The sequence below is a fragment of the Ensifer sp. YR511 genome (assembly GCF_900103045.1).
GTDB lineage: Bacteria > Pseudomonadota > Alphaproteobacteria > Rhizobiales > Rhizobiaceae > Ensifer > Ensifer adhaerens.
Genome location: NZ_FNGR01000014.1, coordinates 55879 through 79801, shown reverse-complemented (window position 1 = coordinate 79801; position 23923 = coordinate 55879). Strand labels below are relative to the sequence as shown.

The window sequence follows — 23923 nt, the reverse complement described above, 5'->3', positions numbered from 1 at the left end:
AAGTGACGAGATCCGCTACTCAGCGGCCTGGCGGGCCATCGGGTTGTTCGGATGGGTCGTCCAGTTGGCGTAGTTTGGATCGACCGGCTTGCCGGTGCGCTGGTCGAGCGTGCCGGCCGGCAGTTCTTCCATGGTGATGCAGTTTTCGACGGGACAGACGTTGACGCAGAGATTGCAGCCAACGCACTCGTCTTCCATTACCTCGAAGTGACGTACGCCGTTGACGAACTGCGTGATCGCCTGGTGCGAGGTATCCTCGCAGGCGATGTGGCAGCGACCGCACTTGATGCAGGCATCCTGGTCGATCTTCGCCTTGGCGATGTAGTTGAGGTTCAGATACTGCCAGTCGGTAACGTTCGGGACCGCGCGTCCGGTGATATCATCGAGGTTGCGGTGACCCTTGGCGTCCATCCAGTCGGAGAGGCCCGAGATCATTTCCTGGACGATCTTGAAGCCATAGGTCATGGCTGCGGTGCAGACCTGGACGTTGCCGGCGCCAAGTGCCAGGAACTCGGCCGCGTCGCGCCAGGTGGTGATGCCGCCGATGCCGGAGATCGGCAGGCCGTAGGTTTCCGGATCGCGAGCGATCTCGGCGACCATATTGAGCGCGATCGGCTTCACCGCCGGGCCGCAATAGCCGCCGTGGGTGCCCTTGCCGCCGACCGTCGGGTTGGGGGCGAAGTTGTCGAGGTCGACCGAGACGATCGAATTGATCGTGTTGATCAACGACACCGCGTCGGTGCCGCCGGCCTTGGCGGCGCGGGCGGGCTTGCGGATGTCGGTGATATTGGGCGTCAATTTGGTGATGACAGGCATGCGCGTGTACTGTTTGCACCAGCGCACGACCATCTCGATGTATTCCGGCACCTGGCCGACCGCAGCACCCATGCCACGTTCGGACATGCCGTGCGGACAGCCGAAGTTGAGTTCAATGCCGTCGGCGCCGGTTTCCTCGACCAGCGGCAGGATCGCCTTCCACGCCTCTTCCTCGCAGGGCACCATGATCGAAGCGATCAGGGCGCGATCCGGCCAGTTCATCTTCACCTGCTTCATTTCGCGCAGGTTCACATAGAGGTCGCGGTCGGTGATGAGCTCAATGTTGTTCAGCCCGAGCAGCCGGCGGTCGGCGCCCCAGATCGCTCCGTAGCGCGGGCCGTTGACGTTGACGACCGGCGGGCCTTCCTCGCCGAGCGTCTTCCAGACGACGCCGCCCCAGCCCGCCTTGAAGGCGCGCTCGACGTTGTAAGCTTTGTCCGTCGGTGGGGCGGATGCCAGCCAGAACGGGTTCGGGGATTTGATGCCGACAAAATTGTTGCGAAGATCAGCCATTGGTTTCTCCTCCCGATCCCTTAGGCAACTGCGCTCGCGCGCGGCGCTGCCGCGGCGAAGGCCCGATTGATCGATTCAGCCGCGTCGCGGCCCATGGCGACGGCCGAGACCGTGAGGTCTTCACCGCCGAGCACGCAGTCGCCACCGGCCCAGACGTTGGGCAGCGACGTGCGCCCCTCGGCGTCCGCGATGATCCGGCCGCCTTCGAGTTGCAGCGCGCCGAGGCCTGCTCCGAGGAAGCTCTGGCCGATCGCCTTGAAGATCTGGTCGGCGGCAATGATACCGGTTTCGCCGGTCGCCGTCAGCTTTCCGTCTTCGAGCGTGGTGTATTCCAGCTCGATGCCGGCGACCTTGCCATCCTTTTCGGCAATGCGCTTCGGCTGCAGCCAGTGGCGGATGGTGACTCCCTTGGAGGCCGCCAGGTCCTGCTCGAACTCGGAGGCGTTCATGTGCTCCTTGCCGCGGCGATAACAGATCGTCACTTCTTCCGCGCCGAGCAGCTTTGCCTGCACCGCCGCATCGATTGCGGTCATGCCGCCACCGAGGACGACGACGCGACGGCCGACCGGGATATCGGCCTTGGTCTTCGACTGGCGAAGGGCGGCGATGAAGTCGACGGCATCGTCAACGCCTTCGGCACTTTCGCCTTCGAGACGCAGCGCGTTCACGCCCGCAAGGCCGAGGCCGAGGAAGACGGCGTCATACTGTTCCGAGAGGTCGGCGAGGGTGAAATCGCGGCCGATCGCCTGGCCCTGGCGCACTTCGATGCCGCCGATCGCCAGCACGTAGTCGACTTCCTTCTGCGCGAAGTCGTCGACCGACTTGTAGGCGGCAATGCCGTACTCATTGAGGCCGCCGGACTTCGGCCGGGCATCGTAGATCACGACGTCGTGGCCCTTGACGGCCAACCGATGGGCAGCAGCAAGGCCGGCCGGGCCGGCGCCGACGACGGCGATCTTGCGGCCGGAGGTTTCAGCACGGGTGTAGAACTGCTTGTTCTCTTTCATCGCCACGTCGGTCGCATAGCGCTGCAGGCGGCCGATCTCGACCGGGCGCTCCTCGGCGGTGTTGCGAACGCAAGCCTGTTCGCACAGCGTTTCGGTGGGACAGACGCGGGCGCACATGCCGCCCAGGATGTTCTGATCGAAGATCGTCTTGGCCGATCCGATCGGGTTGCCGGTCGATATCTGCCGAATGAACAGCGGGATATCGATGGAGGTGGGACAGGCCGTCATGCACGGCGCGTCATGACAGAAATAACAGCGGTCGGAAGCGACGAGGGCCTCGTGCTTGTCGAGCGGTGGATGCAGGTCGGAGAAATTGCTCTCGTACTCCCCGAGCGGCAGGCGGCCGCCGAGGATCCCAGATTGTGTCGTTCCCATTTTTGGCTCCCAATGTTTTCTCAGGATGATGGAACGGTAACACGCTTTATTTTTTTATCAAACGGTAAAAATTTAAGGTCGAAACGGTCGAAAAGCCTTGTGATCCCGGGACTTGCGGCAGACCTGCCAAGCCCTTGTTCTTGGCCGATGTTTGACAGGGCGGGGCAATAGTGGCAGCAGATCAGAGCGGGGTGAGGAAAAGTGTGCGCGGTTTTCCGCCCGCACCCCGCTCTGCTTATGAGGATCGATCACGATACTTTTGGATCGACAGGATCCAAAAGTATCGTGATCGGGGGGATGGAGAACAGCGATGGCACGCAGGGGCGAGGCGAACAACAGGCTTGACGATGCTGCCCGGGCGGGCTGGCTATACTATGTCGCTGGCCGCACCCAGGATGAGATCGCCACCGTCATGGGAATCTCGCGCCAGTCGGCGCAGCGGTTGGTTTCGCTCGCCATGTCCGAGCGGCTGATCAAGGTTCGGCTTGACCATCCGATTGCCGCCTGCCTCGAGGCGGCCGCAGGTCTTCGCGACAGGTACGGACTGAAACATGTGGAAGTGGTGCCGAGCGATCCCGGTTCGACCTCGACGACCGTTGGCATCGCGGAAGCCGGGGCCGCCGAGATCGAGCGCTGGCTGAAATCGTCCGAGCCGCAGGTACTGGCGATCGGTACCGGGCGCACGCTGAAGGCGGCGGTCGATCAGTTGCCGCCGATGGAATGTCCGCAGCACCGCATCGTGTCGCTCACGGGCAATATCGGCCTCGACGGTTCGGCCGCCTATTACAACGTCATCTTCAGCATGGCCGATGCGGTCAAGGCCCGGCATTTTCCGATGCCGCTGCCGGTGCTCGCCGCTTCGGCCGAGGAGCGGGAGGTGCTGCACAGCCAGAGCCTGGTGCAGGTGGCTCTGAAGCTCGGCGCCGAAGCCAATGTCGCCTTCGTCGGCGTCGGCGAACTGGGACCTGATGCGCCGCTCTGCCAGGACGGGTTCCTCGCCCAGGACGAGATGGCCGGTCTGGCCAAGGCGGGTGCCGCGGGCGAGATCTGCGGCTGGATGTTCGATCATGATGGCGCGTTGCTCTCGGGCAGCTTCAACGAGCGCGTCGCCTCCGTTCCCTTGCCGCCGCGCGACCGGGCGTCTGTCATCGGACTTGCCAAGGGGCAGCGCAAATATGAGGCGCTGCGGGCGGCCGTAAAGGGCGGCATTATCAACGGCCTTATCACCGATGAGGCGACGGCGATCTATCTGCTCAACGCATGATCGTTATGCGAAACGATTGAAAAGGCCGGCCCCAGCGCCGGCCTTTCGCATTTGCGAAACGAAAAAATCGGCAATCAAAACAATCTTCTAATGTTTCTGTGTGCGCCGCAGCAACGAATGCGCATTGACAATTCGTCATGAGAAGTGAGTAATTGCCCATGAGCGAGGCAAATGCTCAATTTCTTCTGGGAGGAAGTCGATGAACTTGAGAACTTTCCTGCTGGGCACGTGCTCGGCAGTCGCACTGTCGGGTCTGGCCCAAGCAGAAACCCTGACGATCGCGACCGTGAACAACGGCGACATGATCCGGATGCAGAAGCTGACGGAAGATTTCACGTCCAAGAATCCGGACATTCAGCTCGAGTGGGTAACGCTTGAGGAAAACGTGCTGCGCCAGCGCGTGACGACCGATATCGCCACCAAGGGCGGCCAGTACGACATCATGACGATCGGCACCTATGAAGTGCCGATCTGGGCGAAGCAGGGCTGGCTGCTGCCGCTCGACAATCTCGGCGCCGACTACGATGTCGACGACCTCTTGCCGGCGATCCGCTCCGGCCTCACCATCGACGGCAAGCTCTATGCGGCACCCTTCTACGGCGAAAGCTCGATGGTGATGTACCGCAAGGACCTGTTCGAGAAGGCCGGGCTGACCATGCCCGACGCGCCGACCTGGGACTTCATCGCCGACGCGGCACGTAAGATCACAGACAAGAACGCCGAAGTCTACGGCATCTGCCTGCGCGGCAAGGCCGGCTGGGGCGAGAACATGGCCTTCCTGACGGCGACCGCGAACGCCTTTGGCGCCCGCTGGTTCGACGAGAACTGGAAGCCGCAGTTCGACCAGCCCGAATGGAAGAACGCGCTCGACTTCTACGTCAAGCTGATGAACGACGCCGGACCGCCCGGCGCATCCTCCAACGGCTTCAACGAGAACCTGTCGCTGTTCCAGACCGGCAAGTGCGGCATGTGGATCGACGCGACCGTGGCCGCTTCCTTCGTCACCAACCCGAAGGAATCGACCGTTGCCGATAAGGTCGGCTTCGCGCTCGCGCCGGACACCGGCCTCGGCAAACGCGGCAACTGGCTCTGGGCCTGGAACCTTGCGATCCCCGCGGGCTCACAGAAGGTCGCCTCGGCCGAGAAGTTCATCTCCTGGGCAACCGGCAAGGACTATCTGAAGCTCGTGGCAGACAAGGAAGGCTGGGCGAACGTTCCTCCGGGCACGCGCACCTCGCTCTACGCCAACCCCGAGTACCAGAAGGCAGCACCCTTCGCGAAGATGACGCTCGACTCGATCAACGCGGCCGACCCGAAGAACCCGGCGGTCAAGCCGGTTCCCTATGTCGGCGTGCAGTTCGTGGCGATCCCGGAATTCCAGGGTCTCGGCACGGCGGTCGGCCAGCAGTTCTCGGCGGCTCTTGCCGGCCAGATGAGCGTCGACGACGCGCTTGCCAGCGCCCAGAAGCTGACCGAACGCGAAATGACCAAGGCCGGTTACATCAAGTAAGGCTCCCAAGGGCCCGGGGTGCTGGCCGCAAATGGCTGGCACCCCGGTAAATCCCGAAGGTAGCCGCAGGGCTCGCGCGGAAAAACGCGCCGCCCGACCCGATCTCGAAACAGCGTTGAATTCCGTCATTTGGGGGGACGCCATGGCGACCTTGCACACCCGCTCCGCCGCGCGTCTGATGATTGCGCCTTCGGTGCTTCTGCTTCTGGCCTGGATGATCGTTCCGCTGGCCCTGACGATCTACTTCTCGTTCCTGCGCTACAATCTTCTGATGCCGGGGATGGAGGAGTTCGCGGGCTTTTCCAACTACAGCTACTTCCTGACCGATCCCGCTTTCTTCCAGGCGCTCTTCAACACGCTGGCGATCGTGCTCGGCGTGTTGTTCATCACTGTCATCGGCGGCATCGCGCTGGCGCTTCTGCTGGACCAGCCGATGTTCGGGCAGGGGATCGTGCGCATTCTGGTCATCGCGCCGTTCCTGATCATGCCGACAGTCGCGGCACTCGTCTGGAAGAACATGTTCATGAACCCGGTCAATGGGCTCTTTGCCTGGATCGCCAAGCTCTTCGGGCTGCAGCCTTTCGACTTTCTCGCCAACGCACCCCTGATGTCGGTGATCCTGATCGTCGCCTGGCAGTGGCTGCCCTTTGCGACGCTGATCCTGCTGACGGCACTGCAGTCGCTCGACGAGGAGCAGAAGGAAGCCGCGCAGATGGACGGCGCCGGCGCCTTGAGCCGCTTCATCTACCTGGTGTTGCCGCATCTTTCTCGCGCGATCACCGTCGTCATCCTCATTCAGACGATCTTCCTGCTCTCGGTCTTTGCCGAAATTCTGGTCACCACCAATGGCGGCCCGGGCACGCAGAGCACCAACCTGACTTTCCTCGTCTATGCGCAGGCCCTGCTGCAGTTCGACGTGGGCGGTGCTTCGGCCGGCGGCATCATCGCGGTCATCCTCGCCAACATCGTCGCATTCTTCCTGATGCGCATGATCGGCAAGACGCTGGAGGCTTGAGAACCATGGCACGCAACGTCTCCACCCAAAGAAAGATCGTCGTGACCGTTGTCGCCTGGACGATCGGCATCCTCATCTTCTTCCCGATCCTCTGGACGTTCCTGACGAGCTTCAAGACCGAGGCCGAGGCGATCGCATCGCCGCCGTCGCTGTTCTTCTTCGACTGGACGACGGAGAACTATCACGAGGTGCAAAGCCGCTCGAACTACTTCCTGCACTTCATGAACTCGGTCGTCGTCTCCTTCGGCTCGACACTGATCGGCCTGATCATCGCCATCCCGTCCGCCTGGGCGATGGCGTTCTCGCCGACCAAGCGCACCAAGGACGTGCTCATGTGGATGCTCTCCACCAAGATGATGCCGTCGGTCGGTGTGCTGGTGCCGATGTATCTGTTGTTCCGCAACACCGGCCTGCTCGACACCCGCACCGGCCTCGTGATCGTGCTGACGCTGATCAACCTGCCGATCATCATCTGGATGCTTTACACCTACTTCAAGGAAATCCCCGGCGAGATCCTGGAGGCCGCGCGCATGGACGGTGCATCGCTCTCCAAGGAGATCATCTATGTGCTGACGCCGATGGCGATCCCGGGCATCGCCTCGACGCTGCTCTTGAACATCATCCTCGCCTGGAACGAGGCGTTCTGGACGCTCAACCTCAGTGCCGCCAAGGCAGCACCGCTGACGGCGTTCATCGCCTCCTATTCGAGCCCTGAAGGCCTGTTCTACGCCAAGCTCTCGGCCGCCTCGACCATGGCGATCGCCCCCATCCTCATACTCGGCTGGTTCTCGCAGAAGCGGCTCGTACGCGGCCTCACCTTCGGCGCGGTCAAATAAGGGATACGACAATGGGAAGCATTACACTCAGCAAGGTTTCGAAGGTCTTCGGCGCCCATGCCGTCATCCCCTCGATCGACCTCGACATCAACAATGGCGAGTTCGTCGTCTTCGTCGGACCGTCCGGTTGCGGGAAGTCGACGCTGCTCCGGCTGATTGCCGGCCTCGAAGACGTCAGTGACGGCGACATCGTCATCGACGGCAAGAACGCCACCGAACTGCCACCGGCACAGCGCGGCCTGTCGATGGTGTTCCAGTCCTATGCGCTCTATCCGCATATGAGCGTGCGTTCCAACATCGCCTTTCCCCTGAAAATGGCGGGCGAGGACAAGGCCGTCATCGACAAGAAGGTGTCGGATGCAGCCCGCGTGTTGAACCTCACCGACTATCTCGACCGCAAGCCGCGTCAGCTTTCGGGCGGCCAGCGCCAGCGCGTCGCGATCGGCCGAGCGATCGTGCGCCAGCCGAAGGCGTTCCTGTTCGACGAGCCGCTGTCGAACCTCGACGCGGCGCTGCGCGTCAACATGCGGCTTGAAATCAGCCAACTGCACCAGGACCTGAAGACGACGATGATCTACGTCACCCACGACCAGGTGGAGGCGATGACCATGGCCGACAAGATCGTGGTGCTCAATCGTGGTCGCATCGAGCAGGTCGGCTCGCCGCTCGACCTCTACCACAAGCCGGACAACCTGTTCGTCGCCGGCTTCATCGGCTCGCCGCGCATGAACATCGTCAGCGGTGCGGCGGCTTCCGCCTATCAGGCGCACACGATGGGCATTCGGCCTGAACATCTGGCGCTTTCGAAGGAAAGCGGAACCTGGCAGGGCACGGTCGGTGTTGCCGAGCATCTCGGTTCCGACACCTTCCTGCACGTCAATGTCGACAATGTCGGCACGGTGACGGCGCGGGTCAGCGGCGATTTCGCCGTGACCCATGGTGACCGGGTCTTCCTGACGCCCGATCCGCAGCGCGTCCACAGGTTCGACGAAAAGGGGCTGGCGGTTCGATGAAGAGGCTCGACGGGAAGAGCGCGCTGATCACCGGATCTGCGCGAGGGATCGGTCGTGCCTTCGCGGAGGCCTATATCCGCGAGGGCGCCACGGTCGCAATCGCCGACATCAACATCGAGCGGGCGCGTGAGACAGCGTCCGAGATCGGCGCCGGCGCCTATGCGGTGGAGATGGACGTGACCCAACAGGCGTCGATCGACGAGGCGATCGCCGCCGTCGTCCGGCAAGCGGGTGGGCTCGACATCCTCGTCAACAATGCCGCGCTCTTCGACCTTGCGCCGATCGTCGAGATCAGCCGTCAGAGCTACGACCGGCTGTTTGCGATCAACGTATCGGGCACGCTGTTCACGATGCAGGCCGCAGCCAGGCAGATGATCGATCAGGGCAGGGGCGGCAAGATCATCAACATGGCAAGCCAGGCAGGCAGGCGCGGCGAGGCGCTGGTCGCCGTCTATTGCGCCACCAAGGCGGCGGTCATCAGTCTCACCCAGTCGGCCGGCCTCGGCCTCATCAAGCACGGCATCAACGTCAACGCGATCGCGCCCGGCGTGGTCGATGGCGAACACTGGGACGGCGTCGATGCGCTGTTTGCCAAATACGAGAACCGCCCGCGCGGCGAAAAGAAGAAGCTCGTTGGCGCCGAGGTGCCCTTCGGCCGGATGGGAACGGCAGAGGACCTGACGGGCATGGCGATCTTCCTCGCGTCAGCCGAGAGCGACTACGTCGTCTCGCAGACCTACAACGTCGATGGCGGCAATTGGATGAGCTGAACCGGCGCCAGTCGGTGAAGCCTCGAAAGGATACGGGATCATGAAGACCAAACTCTCAATTGCCGCCCTCGACACGATCAAGGCCAAAGCCGGCGTGCCTGCCTACGATCGGTCGCAACTGACGGCGGGCATCGTGCATTTCGGCGTCGGCAACTTCCACCGGGCGCACCAGGCCGTCTATCTCGACGATCTCTTCAACGCCGGCCACGACAGGGACTGGGCGATCATCGGTGCAGGCGTCCTTCCCTCCGACGCAACGATGCGGGCCAAGCTCGCGGCGCAGGATTTCCTGACGACCGTCGTCGAGCAGGACAACAACCGCACAGGCGCCCATGTCACAGGCGCAATGATCGACTATCTGGAACCGGGCGACGTCGCCGGGATCGTTGCCAGGCTCGCCGATCCCTCGATCCGCATCGTCTCGCTGACCATCACTGAAGGCGGCTATTTCATCGATCCGGCCTCGGGTGTGTTCAACCCGACCCACCCCGATATCGTTGCCGATGCGCAGAACCCGGCGGCTCCGAAGACGGTGTTCGGGCTGATCGTTGCCGGGCTGAAGGCGCGCCGCGGCAAAAACGTGCCGCCGTTCACCGTGATGTCCTGCGACAACATCCCGGGCAACGGCGAGGTTACCCATGCGGCGGTTTCGGGGCTGGCCCGTCTCCATGATCCCGCCTTTGCCGACTGGATCGACGCCAATGTCGCCTTCCCGAACGGCATGGTCGACCGGATCACGCCGGCAACCGGTGCGCGCGAGATCGGCATCGTCGCCGACGACTACGGCATCGAGGATGCCTGGCCGGTGTTCTGCGAGGAATTCAAGCAGTGGGTGCTCGAAGATCACTTCCCGCTCGGTCGCCCGGCCCTGGAGAAGGTTGGCGTCCAGTTCGTGCCTGACGTGGCGCCCTATGAGCACATGAAGATCCGCATTCTCAATGGCGGCCATGCGGCGATCGCCTATCCCGCCGCCTTGCTCGACATTCATTTTGTCCACGAGGCGATGGAGGAGCCGCTGATCCGCGCCTTCCTTGCCAAGCTGGAGCATGACGAGATCATCCCGGTCATTCCGCCGGTGCCGAACACCGATCTTGGCGACTATTACAAGCTGATCGAGACGCGCTTTTCCAATCCGAAGATCGGCGACACGATCCCGCGGCTGGCCCAGGACGGCTCCAACCGGCAGCCGAAGTTCATCCTGCCTTCGACGGCCGATCGGCTGGCGCGCGGCGAGGATGTCGTCGGGCTGTCGCTCGTTTCAGCGCTCTGGTGCCGATACTTTGCCGGCACGTCGGACAGCGGCAAGACGATCGTCTTCAACGACCAGAGCGCCGACCGGCTGAACAAGGCAGCGCTTGCCGCCAAGGACGATCCCATGGCCTTCCTGGCGCTCGGCGACATCTTCGGCGACGTCGCTCGCTCCGATCTCTTCCGACGTCGTTTCGCCGATGCATTGAAAACCCTCTGGGAAAAGGGTACGCGCGCTACGCTCCAGCTTTATCTGGATGGCAAGCTTGAGGGATAAAATGCGATGGCGGATGCGGCGTCCGGGCTGGTGATCTTCGACTGCGACGGGGTACTCGTCGACAGCGAGCCGATCTCGCTGGAGGTGCTGGTGGACGTGCTCTCGGCCGCCGGCGTCTCGATGACCACCGAGGAGGCGACCGAACGCTTTCTCGGACGCAGCCTCAAGAGCATGTCGGCGATCCTGCACGACGAATACGGGCTTGCCACCGACGATGCGTTTCTCGAAGGCATGCGCCTCCGGCTTTACGACCGTTTCCGCACCGAACTCCAGCCGATCGCCGGCATCCGGGGCGCCGTTGAAGGCCTGAAGGGCGCCTGTTGCGTCGCCTCTTCCAGCCAGCCCGAGCGCATCCGCCTGTCGCTGACCGTCACGGGGCTCATCGACCTCTTCGAGCCCAACATCTTCTCCGCCACCATGGTGAAACACGGCAAGCCGGCACCGGATCTCTTTCTCCACGCGAGCCGCCAGATGGGCTTCGATCCCCACGACTGCGTCGTCGTCGAGGACAGTCCGGCCGGCATCGAAGCGGCGAAGGCGGCGGGCATGCGGGTCTTTGCCTTTGCCGGCGGCAGCCACGCGCGCACCGACAAGCACCGGCAGAGTCTTGCCGCTCTCAGTCCCGACGCGCTGTTTGACGACATGGGCGAATTGCTACAGTTTGTCGGCCGATAGCAGCAGGGACGAAACGGGAGCGGGACGAGGAACATGTGTGCGGTTTTCCGCCCGCACGTCCGCTCTCCTTCATGACAATCGATCGCGGTTGTGATTGGGTCGGGCAGATCCTAAATCATCGTGATCTTGGGGGCGGGGACTTTCTTTGATGCGTGAATTCGTCGTTGCGGTCGATGTCGGTACCGGCAGTGCGCGCGCCGGTATTTTTGACGGCAAGGGCAGGTTGCTTGCGCGTGCCGACCTGCCGATCGCCATGAACCGGCCGGAAGAAAACCACGCGGAGCACGATTCCGAAGATATCTGGCGCGCCGTCTGCGGCGCCGTCAAAGCGGCGAAGGAAAAGGCCGGGATCGCTGCGGAGGATATTGGAGCGATCGGCTTCGATGCCACCTGCTCGCTGGTGGTGCGCGACCGCGAGGGCAAGCCGCTTTCGGTCAATCGCAAGGGTGAGGCGCGCTGGGACACGATCGTCTGGCTCGATCACCGGGCGCTCGCCGAGGCGGATTTTTGCACGGCGACCGGCCATCCGGTGCTCGACTTCTCCGGCCGCGTGATGTCGCCGGAAATGGAAATGCCAAAGCTCATGTGGCTGAAGCGCAATCTGCCGCAGCAATGGCAGAAGGCTGGCTTCTTCTTCGATCTTGCCGACTATCTTTCCTGGCGGGCGAGCGGCAGTGCTGCGCGTTCGCGCTGCACGCTGACGGCCAAGTGGAATTACCTGGCGCATGAGAAGCGCGGCTGGCAGCCGGACTATCTCGCAAAGATCGGGCTCGAGGATCTCATTGAGCGCGGCGGGCTGCCGGAAGAGACCCTGCCGATCGGAAGCTCTGTCGGCCGTCTGAACGCTGCGGCCGCCGCCGAGCTTGGCCTCGACGAGGCCTGCCAGGTAGCTCCCGGCATGATCGATGCCTATGCCGGCGCGCTCGGAGTCGTCGGCGGCTTCATCGGCAAGCCGGAGAAGCTCGAAAAACAGCTGGCCCTGATTGCCGGCACGTCGAGCTGCATCGTCGCCTTTTCCAAGGACATGAAGCCGGGTTTCGGCATCTGGGGCCCCTATTACGAGGCGGTGCTGCCCGGCGCCTGGCTGATCGAGGGCGGGCAATCGGCGACCGGCGCGCTGCTCGACCATATCGTGCGGCTCCATGGCGGCGGTCTCGAACCGACCGCTGAAACCCATGGCCGGATCATCGCCCGGGTGCAGGAACTGCGCGCCGAGCAGGGCGCGGCCTTTGCCGATCGCCTGCATGTCTTGCCGGATTTCCACGGCAACCGCTCGCCGCTCGCCGATCCGCATGGCCTCGGCGTCATCAGCGGCCTGCCGCTTGATTCCTCCTTCGACGCGCTCTGCCGGCTCTACTGGCGCACCTGCGTCGCGATCGCGCTCGGCATCCGCCATATCCTGGAGATGATGCGCGAGGTCGGCTACCAACTCGACACACTACACGTCACCGGTGGCCACGTGCGCAATGCGCTGCTCATGGAACTCTATTGTGACGTTACCGGCTGCCGGGTTGTGGCGCCGGAAGCGCCGGATGCCGTCCTGCTCGGAACGGCAATGGCGGCAGCGGTTGCCGGCGGCATGCACGCGGATCTCGCCGCGGCCGGCGCCGAAATGGCGTCAGGTGGGCACGAGCGCCTGCCGAACACGGCGGTTCGCGACGCCTATGATCGCGACTATCGCCGCTTCCTGGCGCTCTATCGCCACCGTGACGAGCTCGACAAGATGGCGTGACGGCTGCTGCCGAAAAGGTTGTTGCGGGGTCATGGAACCTTTTTCCGTGTCGCGCATTCTGTTGTTGACCGGACGGTGGCGCGCATAGCCCCCAATGCGGCGCCGGAGGCAGACCGCCGGCCTACAACTCACACTCCCCGAGTGAGTTGCACATACCAGCCAGTGCCTTCCCTCGGCACTGGCTGTTGTGTTTTCACGGGGCTTCCTTTGCGAGAAACCTAGCCAAGTGTGGTGGTACGCGCAGATTGGCAGAAGCCGCCGGTGAATGCGCAGGTCCAGTGACGAAATTGCTGATGTCAGCTCAGAGAGTGCTCGTCGGGACGTTCCGGCAATCTTGCCAAACAACCCCCGAAACGACCTGCAGCGGCCTACGCGCCGTAAGACGCGGGCCGCTGCAAGATCTGGATCGGCGCATGCCCCCTCGACTGCTTACAGTCGAGGGAAACATGCAGTCGCGCTCAGGCCGCCGCCTTGGTGGATTCGTTGAAGAACAAAGCCTGGCTGATCAGCGCCTTGACCATGTCCGGGTTGAAGGGCTTGGTGACCAGGAAGGTCGGTTCCGGCCGTTCGCCGGTCAGGAGCCGCTCCGGGAAGGCGGTGATGAAGATCACCGGAATGGCGCTCGTCTTCAGGATGTCGTTGACCGCGTCGATGCCGGAGCTGCCATCGGCAAGCTGGATATCGGCAAGCACCATGCTCGGCCGTGTCTTCTTGTAGAGCGCGATCGCTTCGTCGCGCGTGCGGGCGATCCCGGTGACGCGATGGCCAAGGCTCTCGACCATCTGCTCGATATCGATGGCGATCAGCGGTTCGTCCTCGATGATCATGATATCGGTCGCGACCTGGCGCGAGATTTCCTGCGAGGCGCGATCGAGCAGGCCACCGACCTTGTCGATGCTGACATCGAGAACTTCGGCCGCTTCCTCCGGCCGGAAGCCTTCGACCGAGACCAGAAGGAATGCCTGGCGGGCAAGCGGCGAGACGGTTGCGAGATTGATCGACGCGCGCTGCTCCCAGGCAAACGGAGAAACTGGTTCAGGCACGAGCACGGACGAGGAGCCGAAGAGCGAGGTGAACAGGCGGAACAGGCCAACGCGATCATTGCTTGCTTCGGGGAAAATCGACGTGTCGGCGATCAGCGCTTCGAGAACGGCGGCAACATAGGCGTCGCCTGATGTCTGCGAGCCGGTTAGCGCGCGTGAGTAGCGGCGCAGATACGGCAGGAGCGGTGCGATCCGCGTGGACAAAGTCATAGAGGAACTCCCTCGAAAATCGTTTTACGGTGACGTTGCGAGAACGCTCCGCGTAAAAAAAGGTTCCGCGAGGGAACATTTCAATTTTCAACAGCGTTATGGCGGCTATGGACAGTTTTGGCGATTTCGACACTTGAAGGCGACAGTTTGAAAATGAAACATAAAACAGGGGCAGGGCGGACCACCGGCACGACCTTATGGACAGAAGATCCAAATGCGCAAATTGCAGCGAAGCTGAAGGCGCTCTATCAGTCCGTGCAGGAAGAGGCGATACCCGCGCGTTTTCTCGATCTTCTGGAAAAACTCGACGCGGCCGAGCAGCAATCGGCGCTGCAGGGCAGGGAGTAAGTACCGGAATGTCATCCGAAAAGAATGATTTCAAGCGTGAGATGCTGGCCGCGTTGCCGAGTCTGCGTGCCTTCGCCATGTCGCTGATCGGACGTCACGACCGTGCCGACGACCTGGTTCAGGACACGATCATGAAGGCCTGGGCGAAGCAGGACCACTTCGAGATGGGCACCAACATGAAGGCCTGGCTCTTCACCATCCTGCGCAACGAACTCTACAGCCAGATGCGCAAGCGCGGACGCGAAGTTCAGGACAGCGACGGACATTTCACCGAGTCTCTCGCCCATCATCCTGAACAATACGGCTCGCTGGACCTGCAGGATTTCCGCAAGGCGCTGGAGATGTTGCCGCCCGACCAGCGTGAAGCGATCATCCTCGTGGGCGCTTCCGGCTTTTCCTACGAGGAAGCGGCCACGATCTGCGGCTGCGCGCTCGGAACGATCAAGAGCCGTGTCAACCGGGCGCGCCAGCGCTTGCAGGACATTCTTCAGGTAAAGGGCGAAAACGACTACGGCCCCGACGAGACGTCGGCCCCGATCACGTCGCGCGCCTTTGTTTCCTGAGGAAAGTTTCGAGCCGGACACCGTTGCAAAATCGGCGGTGTCCTGCTTTCACTGACGCCTGTGCCCGAGGGGCAGGCGGGTGGTGGAGGCAGAGCGCAATCATGACGATTTTGGGTCGATATGCCCAGAACCGAGCGAGATGCGGGTGCAGCCTGCAAGGGCTCCCCAAGCCGCTCAGATTGGGAATTGAGACCGAATGCGCATGAGGACTGAAAGGACAGACCCGCCCGTCATGACGCTGCTCGACGCGCCTGAACGTCTGAGCGTCTTGCACGCGACCGTGCCCGACATGGCGGTGCCGGATCGGGACTTCGACGGCATCGTTGAAATTGCGGCCGGCCTCTTCGACGCGCCGATTGCGCTGGTGACCTTGATCGACCGCGAATGGCAATGGTTCAAGGCGGCCGTCGGAACCACGGAGAGCCGGGCGTCGTCGGAGGAGTCCTTCTGCGTGCAGGTGGCGGCCGAAGCCGACGCCAGTCTCGTCGTGCTCGACGCATCGACTGATCCACGGTTCATGCGACGTTCGCGGGTCGTAGGGCCGCCGTTCCTGCGATTTTATGCCGGCGCGCCGATCATGCTCGACGGGCAGGCCGTCGGCACGGTCTGCGTTCTCGACGACAAGCCGCGCGCCGACGTGCCACAGGCGCTGATGGACCAGCTGAGCCGGCTCGCCGGGCTGGCCGCTTCCCTCTTCAAGATCAAGGACGAAGCGCGCCGGCGCGCGCTGAAAGAGGCGGCACTATCACGCGAGGAGCAGCGCCACGCAATGGCGCTCGAAGCAGCGAACATCGGCAGTTGGTTGTGGGATATCCGCTCCGGGGTCATTGCCGGTAACAGCGCGATGAAACGCATGTTCGGACTGCCGGCCGACAGCTTCGTCGGCGCCCGCGAGATCTTCGGAGCGATCCATATCGACGATCGCGGCGCGACTTTTTCCAAGCTACGCCAGGCGATGAAGGCCGACGACGAGTACGACGGCATGTTCCGCGTCGGCGACACCGGCCGCTGGCTGCTCGGGCGCGGCCGTGTGCATGATCGCGACAGCAAGGGCAATCCGTTGACGTTCATCGGCGTCACGATCGATGTCACCGATCAGCAGGCATCGGTGCAGCGCACGCGGCTGTTGCTGAAGGAGCTCAACCACCGGGTCAAGAACACGCTCGCGATGCTGCAGTCGCTCGCCCGTCAGACCTTGCGCCAGACCAGCGATCCGGCGGAATTCATGACCGCCTTTGCCGGGAGATTGCAGGCGATCTCCGAAGCGCACGGCCTGCTTTCCGATCACGAATGGGGCACCATCCGGCTCGCCGACCTCATCGCCAAGCAGCTGCTGCCGCATGTCAACTGCTATGCCGAGCAGATCGAGATCCACAAGGACGAGATATCGCTCGGGCCTGACCAGGCGGTCGGCCTCGGTCTGGTTCTGCACGAGCTTGCCACCAACGCCGTCAAATATGGGTCGCTGTCGGTGCCGAAGGGGAAGGTGGTTCTGACGGCGCGCAACATGATCGAGGATGGCGACAACGTTCTGCATCTCACCTGGACCGAAGTCGGCGGGCCGCCGGTGCGCGAGCCAAAACGGCGCGGCTTCGGCTCGATCCTGATCGAGCGGAGCCTCGACAAGGTCTTGGGCAGCTCGGTCAAGGTGGAATATCTGCCGGCCGGCGTCACGGCGCTGATCCGCCTGCCACTATAAGGCGTCGATCGCAATCGCGGCGGACGAGTCCGTAACTGGTTTGGGACCTTGCTTAAGCGTCAGTCGTCCGTCGCCGCTCGCGCCGTTTGCCAGTTCCCACGAGTGCCCCGATCGCCAGAGCGGTGGCGACCGCAAGCAGCGGCTGTTTGCGCAGGATGCCCGCCGCGGCAAGCAGTGTCAGATTGGTCTGCACTTGTCGGCGGCGGCGACGCTCCTCGGCCAGGCGGCGGTCGCGTCCTTGCAGCATCGCAATGATGCCGAACAGCACCAGCGCGGTCACGAAAAACGCGATCGCGATCGCGGCGGAGGCTGTGACCGGACTGTAAAGTGCGCTGAGATACAGGAACGCGGCTGCGAGGCCGAAGACATAGGCCGTGGCAAGCAGCAATCCTATAATGCCCCATAAGATCGCATTGCGTTTCACGCGCGCAGTGGCCGCGCCGATATCGGCGCTCATGAGCGCGGTCAGGGCTGCCGTCAATGGTCCCATGAATTGCCCCCGATCATCTTCCCCTCGATCTCAGCGGATGGGCGCAACCCATCCGCCTCACCGGCTTGCATCTTCTTCAGCGACGAAGAAGCGCGGCTATGGCCAGACCGATCAGGGCGGCGGCGCCGAGGGTTGCGACAGGATGTTCGCGCACGGCGTGCCGAACCTGCTTTTCCGTGCCGGCGTAGCGATCACGGAGCTCGGCCAGCAGATCTTCACCGCTTGCCAACAGTTCGCTGAGGCCCGCTTCAGCCTGTTCGCGGGCATCCTGTGCCTTGCTGCGCGCCTGCTGCGAAGCCGTCGATCCGCGATCGGCCAAGAGGGCGACAAGCGTCGCCACATCATTGCGCAATTCGCCCAGTTGTTCCTCGATGGAGATGTCGGCGAGCTTGCCGTTGCTTTTTGTCGAACGCGAGCTCGAACCGGAGAAGAGGCCTGACGCCATGACGAATACTCCCTTTCACACATGCGCCGGCCGCGAACGGTCGGCGCTTCCTGATCAAACCGGCGGGCACAACTGCAGGCCTACGCCGGCGCTTCGGGAGAACAACGCGCAAGTGCGGAAATTGTTTCGATAAATCTTGGTGTTGGCTCTCGGAAGAATCCGGACGTGCGCTTGCGTCAGAGCGATGCGGTTTGCGGCAGCACGAAGGGCACCGGCGCTGGCGGAGCCACGCCCACCCGCATGCGGCAGCCGAAGACCGCTTCCATCGTCTCGTCCGTCAGTACCTCGGCCGGCGCGCCGCTGGCGCGGACCTTGCCGGCCTTCATCATCACCATATGGTCGGCGAACATGGCGGTGAGATTGAGGTCGTGCATGACGGCGACCACACCGCCGCCGCGTTCGCAAAAGTTGCGCGCGAGCTGCATGATGCCCAGCTGGTGGCGGATATCGAGGCTGGAGACGGGCTCGTCGAGCAGAAGGTAACGCGGTTGGCCATCGGTAACGGGTTCTGAGATCTGGCAAAGCACGCGGGCAAGCTGCACGCGCTGCTGCTCGCCGCCGGACAGTTCCTGATAGAAACGCCCGGCAAAGCCGCCGAGATCGACCGCTTCGAGCGCTTCTGCCGCGATCCGGTCGTGCAGGGCGGCGTCGGCGTTTGCGCCGGCGGCAAGCCCGAGCCGAACCACTTCTCGCACCGTGAACGGGAAGGAGATGACGGTCGATTGCGGCAGCACGCCGCGCATCGACGCGAGTTCCCAGGGCTTCAGGCCGCGCAGGTCGCGGCCGTTGATGCGGATCGTCCCGCCTGCTGGTGCAAGCTCTCCGGAAATGGCCTTCAGCGTCGTGGTCTTGCCGCAGCCGTTCGGGCCGACGATCGCCGTCAGCGCGCCGGGTCGGGCCTCGAGCGAAACGCCATGGATGACCGGTCGCCCGCCGAGGCGGACGGAGAGATTGGAAACGTTGATCATGGCTTCGCTCACAATCCCATGTTCGAACGGCCGCGCAGCAGGATCCAGAGGAAGAACGGTGCGCCGATAAAAGCGGTGACGATGCCGATCGGCAGTTCCGCCGGGGAAACGATGGTGCGGGCGATCATGTCGGCAAGGATCAACAGCGTGCCGCCGAGCAGAGCCGAGGCCGGCAGCAGGTAGCGGTGATCGGGACCGATGACGAGGCGCAGCAGATGCGGCACGACGATGCCGACGAAGCCGATGCCGCCGCTGACGGCAACCGACGCGCCGGTCGCCGCAGCAACGCTGACGATCGCGACGTTCTTCAGCCGCTGGACGGGAATGCCCATGTGGAAGGCTGCCGCCTCGCCGAGCGTGATCGCATTGAGGCCGCGGGCGAGAAAAGGGGTGACGGCGAGCGAAAGCAGAATGATCGGCGCCGACGCCAGGATCTTCGTCCAGTTGGCGCCGGCAAGTGAGCCGAGGCCCCAGAAGGTGAGGTCGCGCAATTGCTTGTCGTCGGCCATGAAGACGAGCACGCCCGTGACGGCGCCGGTCAGTGCGCCAAGCGCGATGCCGGCCAGAAGCAGGGTGGCGATCGAGGTCTGTCCGCCGCGCGTGGCAATGCGGTAGAGCAAAAGCGTCGTGACGAGGCCGCCGAAGAAGGCAGCTACCGGCAGCGCGTAGAAACCGAACAGGGCAAACAGCGGCCCGAAGGTGGCGGTTCCAAGCACGATCAGCAGCACGGCGCCGAGACTCGCGCCCGAGGAAACGCCGACGAGGCCGGGATCGGCCAAGGGATTGCGGAAGAGCCCCTGCATGACCACGCCGGAAACCGCAAGCGACGCGCCAACGAGCATGCCGAGCACGGCGCGAGGGAGCCGGATATCGAGAATGATGATGCGATCGCGGATGCTCAGGGTCTGGTCGGCCTCGCCGATCAGCCAGCGCCAGACATTGGCGAGCGACGCGTCGGCCGCGCCGGTCATGATCGAGCCGACGAAGGTGGCGATGGCGATTACCACGAGGGCGACGACGAGAAGCCGGGCCAGCCGCGAGCGGTTGCCCGCACGCCATTCGTTGCGGATGTCGGCGGCCAATCCGGTCAGGCGCATGCCGCGGCCCAATGCCTCACTGCGAGGCATTGGCCTTCTTCCCGTAGATGGCGGCATTCAGTTCGCGAACGGCGCTTGCTGTGCGCGGGCCGAAGCCGAGCAGGTGCAGGCCGTCCATGCGCACCAGCGCCTTGTTCTGGGCAGCAGGGGTCAGGCTCAATGCCGGCATGGCGAAGAGCTCTTCCGCCTTGGCGGCGTGTTCGCCACCGCGATCCATCATCAGGATGACGTCGGGCTTGGCTTCGACGATCGCTTCGTCGGTGAGTGCCTTGTAACCGGGGAAGGTGCCGACGGCGTTCACCGCGCCGGCGAGTTCGATGATGCCGTTGGCGGCGGTACCCTGACCGGAGGCCATGACCTTGCCGCCCTGGGTGCTCAGGATGAACAGCACGCGCTTGCGCTCACTGTCGGCGCGCGCGGCACCCTCCGCCACGGCTGCATCGAGATCGGCTTCGACGCTCTTGGCGAGCGTTTCGGCCTTGTCCTCGACGCCGAGAAAAGCGCCAACGGCGCGGATCTTGGTGGGAATGCCGGCCTTGTCGAAGGTCTCGGGCACGCTGGTGAAGGCGATGTTGGCCTCCTTCAGCACCGCCAGCGCCTCCGGCGGGCCGCTGCCTTCGACAGCGACGATGGCGCTCGGATTGACCGCAATGATGCCTTCGGGCGCGAGCTGGCGCATATAGCCGACATCCGGAAGCGTCTTTGCTGCTTCCGGATAGGTGCTGGTGGAATCACGCCCGACGAGACGGCCTTCTTCGCCGAGCGCATAGATGATCTCGGTGACGGCGCCGCCGACCGAAACGACGCGCGAGACGTCGGCCTTCTGCGTGTCCTCGGCCATGGCCGTCCGGATGAAGGCGGGGGCATCGGGTGCCACTGCCGGCAGCAGGAAGGTCGCCGAAAGGGCGAAGGCGCCGAGCGCCAGCCCCGGGCGGCGAAGGCGACGGAAGTCGAGACCGTTGATCATCTTGCGTATCCTATTCTCTCGCTCAGGCGGCAACCGTCGTATCGAGGCGCGGCAGGCCTTCGGCGATCGAGCGCCATTCGGGACGTTCCGCAAGGCCCTCTTTGCGCTTGCCGAAGAACTGGATGATCATTTCGCCCTTGGCGTCGAGCGCCTCGATCGAGGTGACATGGCCGTCGGCTGTCGGCTTGCGCACGGCCCAGAGCTCGGCAATGTGGTCGGTGCGCAGATGCAGGTGGAAGGTCGGATCCATGACGTTGAGCCAGGGGCCCATCGTGGCGATCTTGGCGATCGGGCCGGAATGGATCTGAATCATGCCGCGGTTGCCGACGAAGCACATGATCGGCAGTTCGACTTCGGCGCTTGCCTGCATCATCGCTTCGACGCTCTGCGGGTCGAGCTGCCAGGCGAAATCGTCGCCGATGTTGCTCAGCGCCTGGCGGCGGCCGATCTTCAGCTTGCGCAACATGCCGTGGAACTGATGGGTGTCCGTCATCTTCGTCCAGCGCTCACGCAGCTCGACGACGTCGACGAGGGTTTCCGGCTTGTCGTCGGTCGGCTGAACGCTCGTGTCGGCGACAAACTCTTGCGTCTGATCGTCGAGGCGGAAATCCGCGACGAGCTTTTCATAGGCCGCGTCGTTCGATGCGGCGCGCAGATGCACCTTGTGCACGGCGTTGCCCCACTTGTCGAAGAACTGCAGGCTCTTGCGGACTTCGCCCTTGTCGTCCGTCTTCGTCACGGCGAAGGCGTGTGCCCAGGCGCTCGGGAAAACACGAAGGTCGATCTGTTCGCCAAGCACGATGCTCGCCATCTCGCCGGTGGTGATCTTCTCGTAGACGCCGATCTTTTCGTGGACGGCGCTTTCGTTGCGGGTCAGCGCCATGACTTCACCGAGCTCTTCGACCCGCGACAGGAAGCGGTTGGCGTCGGCATCGATGCGCACGGCGGTCAGCCCACATTCGGCAGCGACCAGCGCGGCTTCGGAAACGCCGAGCTGGGCTGCGACATCACGCTCGCGCAACTTCGGGTTTTCGGCGCGGTAGGCGCGGATTTCAACGGGAGTGGGGCGAAGGCTCTCGGTCATTTTCATCTGCCTATTTGTTCAGGATCAGCTTGCCTTGGCGGGTGATCTTCATGCGGTAGATCGCGCCGTCGTGAGAAATGAGAATCTCGTTTTCGGTGCCGAAGAGTTCGCGACTTTCGATGATCCGTTGCGCCCGTCCGGTCAGCACCGGAGGCTCCGAGGGGCGTGCGAGATTGTTGTCGTTGGTCACTGTGTTTCGGCCGTTTCGAGTGGGCAGGCCGCGCTGATTTCCCCGCATTTCCCGCCGTGCAATTCGATTACTATCTTGACTTCATTACTCATATTTATTTATGGACGCAATACCGGACTTATAAACTCAAGTTAGTTGCTGCCGGCTTGTGGACAAGGGCGTGCGGCCGGCGTTCGGTGGTGTGCTCGATCCTTTGGAGTGGTGTCGTCATGAAGTTTCCCAGCCTTCCGATTGTTTCCGTTGCTCTTGCGGCTCTCGTTGCCGCAACCGCTGCCAAGGCGCAGGAGACCGCAGCGGCTGGGGGGCTGACGATCGAGCTCAACGAGGTGGCGCCGTCCCAGAAGGGCTGCAAGCTCACCTTCGTTGCCGGCAACGAATTCGCGCAGTCGTTGAGCAAGGTTTCCTTCGAGTTCGTCATTTTCGACCAGAAGGGGCTGGTCGAACGCATGGCCGTGCTCGATTTCCGCGACCTTCCCGCCGGCAAGACCAAGGTTCGCCAGTTCGATCTGCCCGGCACCAACTGCGATGCGGTGAAGAGCCTGCTGATCAACGACGCGCCGGCCTGTGTCGGCGACGGGGTTCAGCCGGGCGCCTGCATGAGCGGGATCAAGACCGGCTCTAAGTCGGCGGTCGAACTCAAGGGGTGAGCGGGACTGGGGCTTAGCGCGTCCGGCAATCCGAGCATGAGGTTTGCGTCGCCCTGGTGCGACGAAGGTAAGGCTGAAATGAAGCGTATCGTCATCTGGAGCGGGGCCGCCGTCTTATCGCTTGCAACACACGGCGTCGTGCTCGCGACGCTGTTTGGTAGCAACCCGCCCGAGACGCAACTGGATCTGATCCAGGGTGGCGAAAGCGTCGAAGTGGCGCTTCTCGGCGATGCATTCGAGGAAACGCTTCAGTCCGGTGAAGTGTCCGAAATCGTCGAGCCCACGGAAGATCTGCCCGAGGAGGTTCAGCCCGCCGAGATCCAGCCGGTCGAGGATGTTGCCCCCACGCAGGAGATCGCTGCAGAGCAACCCCACGACCTGACGGCGACGGAGGCAGACGTGATCTTGCCGGCGGAGGAAATGCCTACCCTGCAAGTCGCCGAGGCTGTGGTGACGGCGAGCGTCGCGCCGGTCGAGACTGTCGTGCCGGAAGAAAAGCCCGAGGAGCCGAAGAAGGAAAAGGTCGAAAAGCCGGAGCCGAAGAAGGAGCCGGTGAAAAAGAAGAAGGTCACCCGCAAGAAGGCGGGCGATCAGGGCGAGCAGGCGCAAAATCAGGTCAAGGGCAAGCAGGACGGCCAGGAGAATGGCAGTTCGTCCGCTGCGAATGGCAACAGCCGCGCGTCCGAGGTCGGCAACGCCAACATGGAGAATTATGGCGGCAAGATCCGCAAGCGGATCACACGCCGGTTCAAGGTTCCGTCGGCTGCAAGACGCGACGGCGTATCCGGCACGGCGACCGTTCGTTTCACCTTGACGTCGAATGGAAACCTGACGCGTGTCAGCCTCGCGGGCAGTTCCGGCTCGCCGGCGATCGACGAGGCCGCCATCGATGCGGTTCGCCGCGCTGCGCCATTCCCGGCGTTTCCGGCCGGAGCGCCAAGCTCCGAATCCTTCATCGTGCCGATGGTTGCGACCGTCCGCTGACCTTCTCCCCTTGCTGGGGGGATTCGCGCAGAAGCTGCAAGAAAAAATATGATTAGAAAACTCATGTTTATACTTTACTCTGTTTATCAAGTTTAATAGGTTGCCCTCGTCACGCAGCCGAAGGGTGTGTGTCGAGA

24 protein-coding genes are annotated in these 23923 nt (G+C 63.2%); 14 read left to right on the top strand and 10 right to left on the bottom strand.

Translation table 11 applies throughout. From position 1 onward, the window contains the following. Positions 1 to 15: 15 nt before the first annotated feature. Together preA and BLU15_RS22480 are read right to left on the bottom strand one after the other, a co-directional pair. Positions 16 to 1329 (bottom strand): NAD-dependent dihydropyrimidine dehydrogenase subunit PreA, encoded by a 1314-nt coding sequence (preA, locus tag BLU15_RS22485; RefSeq protein WP_034794108.1) that lies wholly within the window; start codon positions 1327 to 1329, stop codon positions 16 to 18. A 20-nt stretch (positions 1330 to 1349) separates the two neighbouring features. Continuing rightward, positions 1350 to 2711 carry an NAD(P)-dependent oxidoreductase gene (locus BLU15_RS22480; protein WP_090298201.1) on the bottom strand — a complete coding sequence of 454 codons (1362 nt, stop codon included), beginning with the start codon at positions 2709 to 2711 and terminating at the stop codon, positions 1350 to 1352. Between the two features lie 310 nt (positions 2712 to 3021). Between BLU15_RS22480 and BLU15_RS22475 the strand changes: the two genes are divergently transcribed. The 9 genes from BLU15_RS22475 (at position 3022) to BLU15_RS22435 (ending at position 13051) form a co-directional block, all read left to right on the top strand. After that, positions 3022 to 3975, top strand: coding sequence for a sugar-binding transcriptional regulator (locus tag BLU15_RS22475; protein WP_090298198.1), 954 nt, complete (start codon positions 3022 to 3024; stop codon positions 3973 to 3975). Positions 3976 to 4174: 199 nt separating this feature from the next. Beyond that, the gene (locus BLU15_RS22470) at positions 4175 to 5485 is read left to right on the top strand and encodes an ABC transporter substrate-binding protein (RefSeq protein WP_060582418.1); all 1311 of its coding nucleotides are present in this window, start codon (positions 4175 to 4177) and stop codon (positions 5483 to 5485) included. Positions 5486 to 5627: 142 nt separating this feature from the next. After that, entirely contained in the window at positions 5628 to 6500 is an 873-nt protein-coding gene (locus BLU15_RS22465) for a carbohydrate ABC transporter permease (protein WP_090298336.1), read from the top strand. Between the two features lie 5 nt (positions 6501 to 6505). Next, a complete protein-coding gene (locus tag BLU15_RS22460; protein WP_090298195.1) occupies positions 6506 to 7336 on the top strand; it encodes a carbohydrate ABC transporter permease in 831 nt (276 codons plus the stop codon). An 11-nt stretch (positions 7337 to 7347) separates the two neighbouring features. Further along, positions 7348 to 8349 (top strand): ABC transporter ATP-binding protein, encoded by a 1002-nt coding sequence (locus BLU15_RS22455; RefSeq protein WP_034794095.1) that lies wholly within the window; start codon positions 7348 to 7350, stop codon positions 8347 to 8349. After that, positions 8346 to 9119, top strand: a complete 774-nt coding sequence (locus tag BLU15_RS22450; protein WP_034794082.1) for an L-iditol 2-dehydrogenase — start codon at positions 8346 to 8348, stop codon at positions 9117 to 9119. The genes BLU15_RS22455 and BLU15_RS22450 overlap by 4 nt, the downstream gene beginning before the upstream one ends. A gap of 40 nt (positions 9120 to 9159) precedes the next feature. After that, the gene (locus BLU15_RS22445) at positions 9160 to 10644 is read left to right on the top strand and encodes a mannitol dehydrogenase family protein (protein WP_090298192.1); all 1485 of its coding nucleotides are present in this window, start codon (positions 9160 to 9162) and stop codon (positions 10642 to 10644) included. Between the two features lie 6 nt (positions 10645 to 10650). Beyond that, positions 10651 to 11319: an HAD family hydrolase gene (locus BLU15_RS22440; RefSeq protein ID WP_060518898.1), complete on the top strand. Its 669-nt coding sequence runs from the start codon at positions 10651 to 10653 to the stop codon at positions 11317 to 11319. A gap of 148 nt (positions 11320 to 11467) precedes the next feature. Next, the gene (locus BLU15_RS22435; RefSeq protein WP_090298189.1) at positions 11468 to 13051 is read left to right on the top strand and encodes an FGGY-family carbohydrate kinase; all 1584 of its coding nucleotides are present in this window, start codon (positions 11468 to 11470) and stop codon (positions 13049 to 13051) included. A gap of 458 nt (positions 13052 to 13509) precedes the next feature. Here the strand turns inward: BLU15_RS22435 and BLU15_RS22430 are convergent, their stop codons facing one another. Further along, positions 13510 to 14304, bottom strand: coding sequence for a response regulator (locus BLU15_RS22430; RefSeq protein WP_034794073.1), 795 nt, complete (start codon positions 14302 to 14304; stop codon positions 13510 to 13512). Positions 14305 to 14457: 153 nt separating this feature from the next. Between BLU15_RS22430 and BLU15_RS22425 the strand changes: the two genes are divergently transcribed. The 3 genes from BLU15_RS22425 to BLU15_RS22415 all read left to right on the top strand — a co-directional run bounded on the left by BLU15_RS22425 (position 14458) and on the right by BLU15_RS22415 (position 16914). After that, complete coding sequence (locus BLU15_RS22425) at positions 14458 to 14652, top strand: NepR family anti-sigma factor (protein ID WP_034794063.1); 195 nt, start codon at positions 14458 to 14460, stop codon at positions 14650 to 14652. Positions 14653 to 14660: 8 nt separating this feature from the next. Further along, the gene (locus tag BLU15_RS22420) at positions 14661 to 15215 is read left to right on the top strand and encodes an RNA polymerase sigma factor (RefSeq protein WP_034794051.1); all 555 of its coding nucleotides are present in this window, start codon (positions 14661 to 14663) and stop codon (positions 15213 to 15215) included. 196 nt (positions 15216 to 15411) lie between these two features. After that, positions 15412 to 16914, top strand: coding sequence for a sensor histidine kinase (locus BLU15_RS22415; protein WP_034794041.1), 1503 nt, complete (start codon positions 15412 to 15414; stop codon positions 16912 to 16914). Between the two features lie 52 nt (positions 16915 to 16966). On the opposite strand, the gene BLU15_RS22410 is transcribed toward BLU15_RS22415, so the two are convergent. From BLU15_RS22410 to hemP, 7 genes are all read right to left on the bottom strand, one after another. Next, positions 16967 to 17404, bottom strand: a complete 438-nt coding sequence (locus BLU15_RS22410; RefSeq protein ID WP_090298186.1) for a hypothetical protein — start codon at positions 17402 to 17404, stop codon at positions 16967 to 16969. Positions 17405 to 17480: 76 nt separating this feature from the next. Then, positions 17481 to 17849, bottom strand: a complete 369-nt coding sequence (locus BLU15_RS22405; protein ID WP_034794036.1) for a DUF883 family protein — start codon at positions 17847 to 17849, stop codon at positions 17481 to 17483. A 176-nt stretch (positions 17850 to 18025) separates the two neighbouring features. Beyond that, positions 18026 to 18817 (bottom strand): heme ABC transporter ATP-binding protein, encoded by a 792-nt coding sequence (locus BLU15_RS22400; RefSeq protein WP_034794256.1) that lies wholly within the window; start codon positions 18815 to 18817, stop codon positions 18026 to 18028. A gap of 8 nt (positions 18818 to 18825) precedes the next feature. Beyond that, positions 18826 to 19944 carry a FecCD family ABC transporter permease gene (locus BLU15_RS22395; protein WP_090298183.1) on the bottom strand — a complete coding sequence of 373 codons (1119 nt, stop codon included), beginning with the start codon at positions 19942 to 19944 and terminating at the stop codon, positions 18826 to 18828. Further along, positions 19931 to 20881, bottom strand: coding sequence for a heme/hemin ABC transporter substrate-binding protein (locus BLU15_RS22390; RefSeq protein WP_090298181.1), 951 nt, complete (start codon positions 20879 to 20881; stop codon positions 19931 to 19933). The genes BLU15_RS22395 and BLU15_RS22390 overlap by 14 nt, the downstream gene beginning before the upstream one ends. 22 nt (positions 20882 to 20903) lie before the next feature. Further along, positions 20904 to 21965, bottom strand: a complete 1062-nt coding sequence (locus BLU15_RS22385; RefSeq protein WP_162744766.1) for a hemin-degrading factor — start codon at positions 21963 to 21965, stop codon at positions 20904 to 20906. Positions 21966 to 21975: 10 nt separating this feature from the next. Beyond that, entirely contained in the window at positions 21976 to 22113 is a 138-nt protein-coding gene (hemP, locus tag BLU15_RS40875) for a hemin uptake protein HemP (RefSeq protein WP_034794249.1), read from the bottom strand. Positions 22114 to 22364: 251 nt separating this feature from the next. Between hemP and BLU15_RS22375 the strand changes: the two genes are divergently transcribed. Both BLU15_RS22375 and BLU15_RS22370 read left to right on the top strand, forming a co-directional pair. After that, positions 22365 to 22802: a hypothetical protein gene (locus tag BLU15_RS22375; protein ID WP_034794025.1), complete on the top strand. Its 438-nt coding sequence runs from the start codon at positions 22365 to 22367 to the stop codon at positions 22800 to 22802. Positions 22803 to 22880: 78 nt separating this feature from the next. Further along, positions 22881 to 23786 (top strand): cell envelope integrity TolA family protein, encoded by a 906-nt coding sequence (locus BLU15_RS22370; protein WP_060605125.1) that lies wholly within the window; start codon positions 22881 to 22883, stop codon positions 23784 to 23786. The last annotated feature ends 137 nt before the right edge of the window (positions 23787 to 23923 follow it).